Below are 10,978 nucleotides of genomic sequence, written 5' to 3'. Positions count from 1 at the left end.
CCCGCTCAGAGCCGGCCCGCCGGGCCAGCTCCCGCACGACGGAGGACATCTTGCAGATCAATCTGGACGACCTGCGGCGCATCCTGCGCGAGGCGGCCGGCGCCGACGAGGGCACCGACCTCGACGCGGAGATCCTCGACCACACCTTCATCGAGCTCGGCTACGACTCGCTCGCCCTGCTCGAGACGGCCGGGCGCATCGAGCGCGAGTACCACGTCGCCCTCGACGACGCCGTGGTGGTCGAGGCCGAGACCCCACGGGCGCTGCTCGACGTCGTCAACGCCCAGCTCGCCTGACCCACCCGCCCGCGAAAGGAACCACCATGTCGCAGCAGCAGCGCGTCGTGCTCGTCTCGGGCGCGACAAGCGGTATCGGCCTCGCGATCGCCCGTAGCCTGGCCGCGCAGGGCCACCGGGTCTACCTCGGCGCCCGCAACGCGGAGAACGTCGCCACCACGGTCAAGCAGCTGACCGAGCAGGGTCACACCGTCGGCGGCAGCGCGCTGGACGTGCGCTCCGGGGAGTCGGTAGGGGCGTTCGTGCGGGCCGCGGTCGCCCACTTCGGCCCGGTCGACGTGCTCGTCAACAACGCCGGGCGCAGCGGTGGCGGTGTCACCGCCGACATCACCGACGAGCTGTGGAAGGACGTCGTGGAGACGAACCTCACCAGCGTCTTCCGGATGACCCGGGAGGTCCTCACCACCGGGGGTCTGCGCGACCGGTCGTGGGGCCGCATCATCAACATCGCCTCCACCGCCGGTAAGCAGGGCGTGGTGCTCGGCGCCCCGTACTCGGCGTCCAAGCACGGGGTGGTCGGGTTCACCAAGGCGCTGGGAAACGAGCTGGCGCCTACCGGCATCACGGTCAACGCGGTCTGCCCGGGCTACGTGGAGACCCCGATGGCCCAACGGGTGCGCCAGGGCTACGCGGCCGCGTACGACACCACCGAGGACGCGATCCTCAGCAGGTTCGAGGCGAAGATCCCGCTCGGGCGCTACTCCACCCCCGAGGAGGTCGCCGGGCTGGTCGGATACCTGGTCTCGGACACCGCCTCCTCGATCACCTCCCAGGCCCTGAACGTCTGCGGCGGCCTGGGCAACTTCTGAGCCACGGAGGACGACATGACCACCCGTCAGGTAGAGCACGAGATCGTCGCCGAGGCCCCGGCGTCCACCGTCTACGACCTGATCGCCCAGGTCGGGAACTGGCCGCGGCTCTTCCCGCCGACCATCTACGCCGAGCAGGTGGAGGCCGGCGACGGTGCGGAGCGGATCAGGATCTGGGCGACCGCCAACAACACCGCCAAGACCTGGACCTCGCGCCGGACCCTGGACCCCGAACGGCTGACGATCGGATTCCGCCAGGAAATCTCGGCGCCGCCGGTGGCCGCCATGGGCGGCACCTGGAAGATCGAGCCGCTGACCACCACCCGCTGCCGCATCCGACTGCTGCACGACTACCGCGCGGTCGACGACGAGCCGGACTCGCTGCGCTGGATCGACGAGGCCGTGGACCGCAACTCGCGCTCCGAACTGGCCGCGCTACGGGCCAGCGTCGAGGCGACGGTCGCCGACGCCGGACTGTCGTTCTCGTTCGAGGACACGGTCCGCGTCGACGGCTCGGCCAAGGACGTCTACGACTTCATCAACGAGGCCGGGTTGTGGGAGCAGCGGTTGCCGCACGTCGCCCGGGTCACGCTCACCGAGGACACTCCCGGGCTGCAGGTGCTCGAGATGGACACGCGGGCGCGGGACGGCTCCACGCACACCACCAAGTCGTACCGGGTGACGCTGCCGTACCACCGGATCGCCTACAAGCAGGTGACTCTGCCCGCGCTGATGACCCTCCACACGGGCGTGTGGACGTTCACCGACGACGACCAGGGCGTGACCGCCACCTCGCAGCACACGGTCGTCCTCAACCCGGCCGCCATCGCCCGGGTGCTGGGCGAGGACGCGACAGTCGACGACGCCCGGACGTACGTCCGCGAGGCGCTGAGCGCGAACAGCCGGGCGACCCTGGGGCACGCCAAGGATTACGCCGAGAAGAAGCGCTGACCATGGCCACCCCCGGACGGGAGTGCGAGGTGCTCGTCGTCGGCGCCGGCCCGGTCGGGCTCATGCTGGCCGGGGAACTGCGGCTCGCCGGCGTCGAGGTGGCGGTCGTCGACCGGCTGCCCGCGCCGACCAGCGAATCCCGGGCCTCGACCCTGCACGCCCGCACGATGGAGCTGCTGGACAACCGGGGCCTGCTGGCCCGCTTCGGCACGTTGCCCAACGACGTGATGGGCCACCTCAGTGGCATCCCGCTGAGCCTGGACCTGGACACGCCGTACCCCGGGCAGTGGAAGGTGCCGCAGACCCGGACCGAGGCGATTCTCGGGGAGTGGGCCGGTGACCTCGGCGCGCACGTCGCGCGGAGCCGCGAGCTCGTCGGGTTGACCGAGCGGGCCGGCACGGTGGAGGCCGTCGTCACCGGTCCCGCCGGCACCGCGACCGTGCGCGCCCGTTACGTCGTCGGCTGCGACGGTGAGGACAGCACCGTCCGCCGCCTGGCCGGGATCGACTTCCCTGGTCACGGCACCGCGCGGGAGATGATCCGGGCCGACGTGGCCGGCATCGACATCCCGAACCGCCGGTTCCAGCGTCTCCCGGCCGGGCTGGCGATCGCGGCGCGTTCCCGCGACGGGGTGACCCGGGTGATGGTGCACGTCTTCGACCGGCGGGACACCGGCCGGCGGGACGCGCCCGACTTCGCCGAGGTCTGTGCCGACTGGCAGGCGGTGACCGGCGAGGACATCAGCGGTGGCACGCCGTTGTGGGTGAACGCCTTCGGTGACGCCTGCCGGTTGGCAGCCCGATACCGGCGGGGCCGGGTGCTGCTCGCCGGGGACGCGGCCCACCAGCAGATGCCGATCGGCGGACAGGCGTTGAACCTGGGCCTGCACGACGCTGTCAACCTCGGTTGGAAACTGGCCGCGGTGGTGCGGGGCCGGGCCCCGGAGCGACTGCTGGAGACCTACCACGACGAGCGGCACGCGGTCGCCGCCCGGGTTCTCACCGGCATCGAGGCGCAGGCGGCGCTGCTGCTCGGCGGTCCCGAGGTGGAGCCCGTGCGGGAGGTACTCGCCGAGCTGGCTGCCTACGAGCCGGTCCGACGGCACCTGGCCGCCACGATCTCCGGATTGGACGTGCGCTACGGCGCTGACAGGGATGACCAACCGCTGCTCGGTGGCCGGCTGGCCCCCGTCGCCCTGCGGACCGCATCCGGCCCGACCACCTCGGCCCGACTGCTGCGCGACGGCCGAGGGCTGCTGCTGATCCCCGCGTCCGACGACGACCGACAGACCCGTCTGGTCCGGGCCGTCCACGGGTGGCGGGACCGCGTCCAGGCGGTCCCCACCGAGGCGGCCCCTGGTCTGCCGGACCCGGTGCTCGTGCGGCCCGACGGCCACGTTGCCTGGACCGCACCCGACGGCACCGCCGGGCTGACCGAGGCCCTCGAACGCTGGTTCGGGCCGTCCGCGCCCGATCACCTCCCGAAAGGAACCACAATGGATCGACTGGCTGGCAAGACAGCCCTGGTCACCGGTGCGAGTCGGGGTATCGGCCGCGCGATCGCGGTGCGCCTGGCCGCCGAGGGGGCCCTCGTCGCGGTGCACTACACCGCCCGCGCCGACGCCGCCGAGGAGGTCGTCGCGACCATCGAGAAGGACGGCGGTCGCGCTTTCGCTGTCCGCGCCGAACTCGGGGTCAGCGGCGACGTCCACGAGCTGTTCCTCGCCCTGGAAGAAGGCCTCAAGGAGCGCACCGGCGACACCCGACTCGACATCCTGGTCAACAACGCCGGCCAGATGGGCGGGGTGGCGCCCGAGGAGACCACGTCCGAGCAGTTCGACAGGCTGTTCGCGGTCAACGCCAAGGCGCCGTTCTTCCTCATCCAGCGCGCCCTGCGCAACCTCGCCGCCGGTGGCCGCATCGTCAACATCTCCTCCGGGCTGACCCGGGTCGCCAACCCCTCGGAGATCGCGTACGCGATGACCAAGGGCGCGGTCGAGCAGCTCAGCCTGCACTTCGCGAAGCACCTGGCACCACGTGGCATCACCGTGAACAGCGTCGCGCCGGGCATCACCCGCAACGGCAACCCGGTTTTCGACATCCCCGAGGCGGTGGAGCAGATGGCGCAGCTGTCGGCGTTCCGACGGGTCGGCGAGCCGGAGGACGTGGCCGATGTGGTGGCCTTCCTGGCGTCCCCGGACGGCCGCTGGGTGACCGGTGCCTTCCTCGACGCGACCGGGGGCACGCTGCTCGGCTGAGCCGCCCCGCCGCCCTCCGTTCCGGGAGCTTCCGATGCGAACCGCTGCCCGCTGGGCTCTTCTGCTGGTGCTGGCCGGCACCATGCTCATCGACTCTCTCGAGGTGTCGATGATGGTCGTGGTGCTGCCCTCGGCCGGCCGCTCCCTGAACCTGGCGGTGACGCAGGTGCAGGCCCTGGTCACCGGGTTCGCGCTCGGCTTCGCCGCGCTGTTGCCGCTCGGTGGCCGGGCCGTGCACCGGTTCGGCCGACGGCGGGTGTACCTCGGCGCGCTGTTGCTGTTCGCCGCCGCCTCGGTGCTCGGTGGCCTGTCCGCCGACTTCCCGCTCATCGTGGCCACCCGCGTGGTCAAGGGGTGCTGCGCGGCGCTGACCGCACCGGCAGGGCTCACCATCATCGCCACGGCCTTCCCGCCGGGCCGGGAGCGCGACCGGGCGATCTCGGTCTACACGATCGTGGCCGCTACCGGCTTCACCGGTGGGCTGCTGTTGGCCGGGGCCGTGGGCGCGGCGGACTGGCGCTGGACGCTCATCGCTCCGGCGCCGGCGGCGCTCCTGCTGTTCCTGCTCGGGCTGGCCGTCCTTCCGGACGTCGCCGCGCCCCCACCGGTACGCCTCGGCGCGGGTGCGGTCGCCGCCGCGCCAGGGCTGCTGCGCGCGATGGCCGGGGCGGCCACGCTCAACGGCTCGTACCTGGGTCTGCTGCTACTGGCCACGGTGTGGCTACAGAGCAGTGCGGGCTGGTCGCCGCTGCGGACGGCAGTGGCGCTCCTGCCCGTCAGCGTGCCACTCGCGCTGGCCGCACCGTTCTCGGGCCGGGTGGTCAGCCGGTTCGGTGTCCGCTGGCCGATCCTGGCCGGGGCAGTCACCGTCTGTCTGGGTTATCTGGTGTTCGGGCGGGTCCTGCGGCCGGGGCCCGTCGACGCGTCCGCGGTGCTGCTCCCGCTGCTGCTCGTGGGCATCGGGTTCGCCCTGAGCTTCACCGCCCTCAACGTGCAGACGGCCACCGCCGTGCCGCCCGAGCAGCGCGCCGCGGCCACGAGCCGGTACCAGACCGCGGTGCAGGCGGCCGCGGTGGTGGTGCCGTTGGCGGTGGCCGTCCTGCTGAGCTGGTCCGCCCCGCAGGCGCTGTGGCTCGTGATCGCCCTCGGCGCGCTCGGTGTGGCGGTTGCCGTCACGGGCCTGCTGCGACCGGCCAGGGCCGCCGGATACTCCCTGCCCACCCCCATCCGTACCGAGCACAGGAGTTAGCCGTATGACAACCGCCACCGATCCGGTTCGTCCGGGCGCGGACGAGCTCTCCCGGATGAAGGACGAGATCCGCCGTGGCCCCGACCCGGCGGCCACCGAACGCCAGCACGCCAAGGGCAAGCTGACCGCGTACGAACGTATCGACCTGCTGCTCGACCCGGGGTCGTTCCACGAGGTGGAGGCGCTGCGCCGGCACCGGGCCACCGGCTTCGGTCTGGAGGACAAACGCCCGTACACCGACGGTGTGGTGACCGGCTGGGGCACCGTGCACGGACGCACGGTCTTCGTCTACGCCCACGACTTCCGCATCTTCGGCGGTGCCCTCGGCGAGGCGCACGCAACCAAGATCCACAAGATCATGGACATGGCCCTGGCGGCTGGCGCCCCGTTGGTGTCGCTCAACGACGGCGCCGGCGCCCGCATCCAGGAAGGGGTCGCGGCGCTGGCTGGGTACGGCGGCATCTTCGAGCGCAACACCCGGGCTTCGGGCGTCATCCCGCAGCTCAGCGTCATGCTGGGGCCGTGCGCGGGCGGGGCGGCCTACTCGCCGGCGCTCACCGACTTCGTGCTCATGGTGCGCGGCACCGCGCAGATGTTCATCACCGGCCCCGACGTCGTGCAGGCGGTCACCGGCGAGGTCATCACCCACGACGGCCTCGGCGGCGCCGACGTGCACGCCGGGTCGTCAGGGGTCGCTCACCTGGCGTACGACGACGAGCGCGCCTGCCTGGCGGACACCCGGTATCTGTTGTCGCTGCTGCCGTCCAACAATCGCGTGCTCGCACCGGCGGTGCCCTGCGACGATCCCGGGGATCGTCCCAACGACGGCCTGCTCGACCTGGTGCCCGAGGATCCCAGCCGCGGTTACGACATCCGGTCCGTGATCGAGGAGATCGCCGACGACGGCGAGTACTTCGAGGTGCATCCCGACTTCGCCGGCAACGTCGTGTGTGCGCTGACGCGGTTCGGCGGCGAGGTCGCCGGCGTCGTCGCCAACCAGCCGGCCGTGCTCGCCGGCGTGCTCGACATCCATGCCAGTGAGAAGGCGGCGCGGTTCGTGCAGTTCTGCGACGCGTTCAACATCCCGCTGGTGACTCTTGTCGACGTGCCCGGCTTCCTGCCCGGTGTGGACCAGGAGCACGACGGCATCATCCGGCACGGGGCGAAGCTGCTGTACGCGTACTGCAACGCCACCGTGCCGCGCATCTCGATCGTGCTGCGCAAGGCGTACGGCGGTGCCTACATCGTCATGGACTCACGCTCGCTCGGCGCTGACCTCGCCTTCGCCTGGCCCGGCAACGAGATCGCGGTGATGGGCGCCGAGGGGGCGGCCAACGTTATCTTCCGGCGCGAGATCCAGGCCGCCGACGACCCGGAGGCGGTACGACAGCAGAGGGTCAAGGAGTACCGGACCCAGCTCATGCACCCCTACTACGCGGCCGAGCGCGGGCTGGTCGACGACGTGATCGACCCGCGCCAGACCCGGCAGACCGTCGTCCGCGCGTTGGCCATGCTGCGCGACAAGCACCGCGACCGGCCGTCGCGCAAGCACGGCAACCCGCCGCAATGAGCACCGGAAGCACCCCCACCCACGTCCGTGTCGAGCGGGGACAGCCGAGCCCGCAGGAACTGGCCGCCGTGGTCGCGGTCCTGCTGACGCGTCGCGTCGCCTCCCCGGCTCCCGCCCCGGCGTCCCGTGACCGGACCGCGGGCTGGCACCGGCACGGGCTGATCGCGGAACAGTACTGCCCGCGGAGCTGGCGCACCGCCGCACGGGCCTCGGACCGAGAAGGAGAACTGCGATGAACGATCAACGGACCGTGCTGGTGACGGGGGCGACCGGCAACGTCGGCCCACACGCCGTCAGTCAGTTGCTGGCGGCCGGCGCCCGGGTGCGGGCGCTGGTGCTCGCCGACGACCCGAACGTGGATCGCCTCCCCGCTGGCGTGCAGCTGTGCACCGGCGACCTGGCGGACCCGGACAGCCTCGACGCGGCCCTGGACGGGGTGGACGGCGTCTTCTGGATGTGGCCGTTCTTCTCGCTCAGCACCGCCACCGCCCCGGCGGTGCTGAAGAAGATGGAGCAGCAGGTCGACCGGGTCGTGGTGGTCTCCTCGGTCGGCGTCCACATCGGACTGGAGCCGGTCGACAACAACTGCCACGCCTACCTGGAGCACCTCCTCGAGCAGAGCACGCTGACCTGGACCTTTCTGCGCACGACCGGCTTCATGGCCAACGCCCTGGGCTTCGCGGCGCAGATCCGCGGCGACGGGCGGGTGGTCCGCTTCCCGTACGGGGACGCCGCCCGCACCTCCGTGCACGAGGCCGACCTGGCTGCGGTCGGGGTACGGGCGCTGCTCGACGACGGGCACGAGCACCGTAGATATCTGGTGTCCGGCCCGGAGGTGCTGACCCAACGCGAGCAGGTCGAGATCATCGGTGAGGTCGTCGGTCGCCCGCTCCAGTGGCAGGACGTACACGCCGAGGAGGCCCGGCGGCAGATGGTGGCGACCGGCTGGCCCCCGTCGTACGCCGACGGCGCCCTCGACTACTTCGCGATGCTGACCAAGGAGTCGGAGGTCGGGTCCACCGTGGTGGCGGAGGTGACCGGGCAGCCCGCCCGGACGTTCCGCCAGTGGGCGCACGAGCACGCTGCGGCGTTCCGCTGAGCGGGGCGGACATGGGACACTTCGCCGCCTTCGACATCTTCCGCCTCGCCGAGCCGGCGGACGCCGGGGAGGTCGTTGCCGCGCTGGCCGCCGTCGTGGACGCCCGCGCGCGGACCACCCCCGGATTCCTGCTCTCCCGGGTGCATCTGACCCTCGACGGCTCGACGTTGGTGCACCACACCCGGTGGACCAGTGAGCGGAACTACCGCCTCTGGTGTCCCGATCACGCCGCGGTCGGAGAGCCGGGCCCCCCGTACCGGCATGCGGCGGTGCGTACGGCCGTCACCGTGACCGGCATCGCGGCCGGCGGAATCCAGGGTCCAGCCGTCGGCCAGCCCCCACGGGTGGCGGCGGTCGCGATCCGACACTTCGCCGGCCCCGAACCGGCGGCGGCGGTGCTCGGCCTGCTGCACCGTTCCGGGCAGTGGAAGCGCGATCATCCCGGGTTCATCGCCGCCGACGTCTGCCTCAGCGCCGACGGCCGGACGTTCGTCAACTATCCGGCGTGGACCGGGCGCAGCGCGTACGAGGCGTGGATGGCCGATCCGCGCATCAGTGCTGGTCAGGCCGAGGTCGCGCGGCTGGAGCTGGCACCCCCGCAGTACTTCGTGTGCACCGTGGAGCACGAGGTGGTGGGGCACCACATCAGCCCGCAACGGTGACCGCGAGGGCTCCACCGGTAGAGGAGCGCCTCACTCGATCTGCAGGCGGCGCGGGCCGGCACCCTGCCGGCCCAGCACGTCGTACGGGTTGACCAGGACGCACCTCTCCAGGGTCAGGCAGCCGCAGCCGATGCAGTCGATCAACTCGTCGCGCAGTTTGAGTAGCTGGGCGATGCGCCGGTCGAGGTCGGTCCGCCACTCCTCCGACAACTGCACCCACTGCTCCTGACTGGGCGCCCGGTCCGTCGGCAGGATGCTCAGCGCCTCGGCGATCTCGGTGAGCGGGATGCCGACCCGCTGGGACACCCGGATGAACGCCACCCGGCGCAGCGTGTCGCGCGAGTAGCGACGCTGATTGCCCGGGGTGCGACGGCTGCGGATCAGCCCCTCGCGTTCGTAGAAGCGCAGGGCCGAGGTGGAGACGCCACTGCGCCGGGCCAGCTCGCCGACCGTCAGCTCCTTGGCGATGGGGGACATCTGCGTCATGCCCGCCAGCGTATGCCCTGTCGATTCTTTGCATTTCTTGACGTGGCTCTGGCACGGGTGCCGTTGCTGGTGCCGGAGTCGACAACCAGACTCGGTCCGAATGGTTCCGGAGGGACGTAAACAATGGATACCTTGCCTGCTCCGCTGTTCAGTGCGACGTATTTCCAAGACCCCTATCCGACGCTCGGATGGCTGCGCGACACCTCGCCGGTGCACGAATTCGCGTTCCCGGTCGGCGGCGTGCGTACCTGGATCGTGACCCGCTTCGACGACGTGCGGACGCTCCTGGCCGACCAGCGGTTCAGCTCCGAGGGCGGCACCTGGGGCAACCCGGAGTTCCAGGCGGCGGGCCTGGTCAGCGGGGCCGGCAGTGTGCTCGAGAAGGCGGTCACGGTGGTCGACCCGCCGGCACACACCCGCCTGCGGCGGTTGGTGATGAGCGCGTTCACGCCGAGTCGGATCGCCCAGTGGCAGACCGTTGTCGAGAAGGCTGTGGCGGCGGCGCTCGACCGTTGCGAGGCGCGCGGCTCGTTCGACGTGATGGAGCACTACGCCGGGCCGGTCTCGTCCGCCGTGATGGGCGAGATCCTGGGCCTGCGCATCGACCGCCACGAGCAACTCGTGCAGGCGCTCGCCCAGGCGTTCCCGTCCGACGACGCGCAGATGGCCCAGGTCGCCGAGGGCTTCGCCCGGATCTGTGACTACGCCGCCGACCTGGTCGCCGAGAAGCGCCGGCGGCCGGACGACGACCTGACCACGGCGCTGCTGCAGGCGCGCGAGGACGGGGACCAGCTCTCCGAGGAGGAACTCGTCGCCACCGTCGCGGCCATGATCCTGGCCGGCAGCGACACCATCCGGGCCTTCGTCGGCAACGCGGCACTCGCCCTGCTCGACCACCCGGACCAGCGCGACCTGCTGGTCGAGCGGCCCGGCATCGAGGAATCGGCGGTCGAGGAACTGCTCCGGTACGAGGGCGCGCTCAGCACGGCGCTGTTCCGGGTCACGACCGAGGAGCTCACGTTCGCGGGCACGGTGCTGCCGGCCGGCGCTCCGGTGATCGCCGCCCTCCTGTCGGCCAACCGCGACCCACGCCAGTTCGACGAGCCGGACCGTCTCGATCTGACCCGGACCCGGCTGCGCCACGTCGGGCTCGGCCACGGCCTGCACAACTGCCTCGGTGCGGCGCTGGCCCGGCTGGAGGGACGGATCGCCATCCCGGCGCTGTTCCGCCGGTTCCCCCAGCTGGACCTCGCCGTTGCCCGGCAGGACCTGCGCTACATCGAGAACTGGGCGATGCGCCGCCTGGTCACGCTGCCGGTACGGACGACGGGCACGCAACGGTGATCTCCGGCGACCGGGAGACCGAAGCCACCGTGCACGTGAACCCGCGGCTGTGCCGCGGCACCGGGCTGTGCCAGGCGATGTCGCCGGCGCTGTTCCGGCTGACTGCGGCCGGTCATGCCGTGGCCGTCGAGGCCCGGTTGACCGGCCCGGAAGAACTCGAAACCGCCCGTTCTGTCGCGGACTGCTGCCCGATGGGAGCCGTCGAGCTCACCGTCGGGCCAGCCACCGGCGGATCGGGCCGACCGGAGAGGTGA

At 71.7% G+C, this 10,978-nt stretch carries 12 protein-coding genes; 11 read left to right on the top strand and 1 reads right to left on the bottom strand.

From position 1 onward, the window contains the following. The first annotated feature begins 47 nt into the window (after window positions 1-47). Genes ABZV06_RS00920 through ABZV06_RS00880 form a run of 9 tightly spaced genes read left to right on the top strand, consistent with a single transcriptional unit; the run spans window position 48 to window position 8,894 of the window. Window positions 48-296 (top strand): acyl carrier protein, encoded by a 249-nt coding sequence (locus ABZV06_RS00920; RefSeq protein WP_355236348.1) that lies wholly within the window; start codon window positions 48-50, stop codon window positions 294-296. Window positions 297-322: 26 nt separating this feature from the next. Beyond that, window positions 323-1,105 carry a 3-oxoacyl-ACP reductase FabG gene (gene fabG / locus ABZV06_RS00915; protein ID WP_355617524.1) on the top strand — a complete coding sequence of 261 codons (783 nt, stop codon included), beginning with the start codon at window positions 323-325 and terminating at the stop codon, window positions 1,103-1,105. A gap of 15 nt (window positions 1,106-1,120) precedes the next feature. Continuing rightward, window positions 1,121-2,056, top strand: coding sequence for an aromatase/cyclase (locus tag ABZV06_RS00910; protein WP_355236017.1), 936 nt, complete (start codon window positions 1,121-1,123; stop codon window positions 2,054-2,056). Between the two features lie 2 nt (window positions 2,057-2,058). Beyond that, window positions 2,059-4,314 (top strand): SDR family oxidoreductase, encoded by a 2,256-nt coding sequence (locus tag ABZV06_RS00905; protein WP_355617521.1) that lies wholly within the window; start codon window positions 2,059-2,061, stop codon window positions 4,312-4,314. Window positions 4,315-4,348: 34 nt separating this feature from the next. Then, the gene (locus ABZV06_RS00900) at window positions 4,349-5,563 is read left to right on the top strand and encodes an MFS transporter (protein WP_355617519.1); all 1,215 of its coding nucleotides are present in this window, start codon (window positions 4,349-4,351) and stop codon (window positions 5,561-5,563) included. Between the two features lie 4 nt (window positions 5,564-5,567). Then, on the top strand, window positions 5,568-7,133 hold the full coding sequence (locus tag ABZV06_RS00895) for an acyl-CoA carboxylase subunit beta (protein WP_355236026.1): 1,566 nt from the start codon (window positions 5,568-5,570) through the stop codon (window positions 7,131-7,133). Then, entirely contained in the window at window positions 7,130-7,369 is a 240-nt protein-coding gene (locus ABZV06_RS00890; RefSeq protein WP_355617516.1) for an acyl-CoA carboxylase subunit epsilon, read from the top strand. The genes ABZV06_RS00895 and ABZV06_RS00890 overlap by 4 nt, the downstream gene beginning before the upstream one ends. After that, window positions 7,366-8,232, top strand: a complete 867-nt coding sequence (locus ABZV06_RS00885) for an NAD(P)H-binding protein (protein ID WP_355236032.1) — start codon at window positions 7,366-7,368, stop codon at window positions 8,230-8,232. The genes ABZV06_RS00890 and ABZV06_RS00885 overlap by 4 nt, the downstream gene beginning before the upstream one ends. 11 nt (window positions 8,233-8,243) lie before the next feature. After that, complete coding sequence (locus ABZV06_RS00880; protein WP_355617513.1) at window positions 8,244-8,894, top strand: antibiotic biosynthesis monooxygenase; 651 nt, start codon at window positions 8,244-8,246, stop codon at window positions 8,892-8,894. A gap of 30 nt (window positions 8,895-8,924) precedes the next feature. On the opposite strand, the gene soxR is transcribed toward ABZV06_RS00880, so the two are convergent. Beyond that, window positions 8,925-9,371, bottom strand: a complete 447-nt coding sequence (soxR, locus tag ABZV06_RS00875; RefSeq protein WP_355236350.1) for a redox-sensitive transcriptional activator SoxR — start codon at window positions 9,369-9,371, stop codon at window positions 8,925-8,927. Between the two features lie 132 nt (window positions 9,372-9,503). Here soxR and ABZV06_RS00870 point away from each other — a divergent pair, with 132 nt between their 5' ends. Both ABZV06_RS00870 and ABZV06_RS00865 read left to right on the top strand, forming a co-directional pair. Beyond that, entirely contained in the window at window positions 9,504-10,724 is a 1,221-nt protein-coding gene (locus ABZV06_RS00870) for a cytochrome P450 (protein WP_355236038.1), read from the top strand. Beyond that, complete coding sequence (locus ABZV06_RS00865; RefSeq protein ID WP_355236041.1) at window positions 10,721-10,978, top strand: ferredoxin; 258 nt, start codon at window positions 10,721-10,723, stop codon at window positions 10,976-10,978. The genes ABZV06_RS00870 and ABZV06_RS00865 overlap by 4 nt, the downstream gene beginning before the upstream one ends.

Source organism: Micromonospora sp. NPDC005172 (assembly GCF_040608555.1).
In the GTDB taxonomy this organism is placed as follows: domain Bacteria; phylum Actinomycetota; class Actinomycetes; order Mycobacteriales; family Micromonosporaceae; genus Micromonospora.
This window is presented reverse-complemented; position numbering and strand designations above follow the sequence as displayed.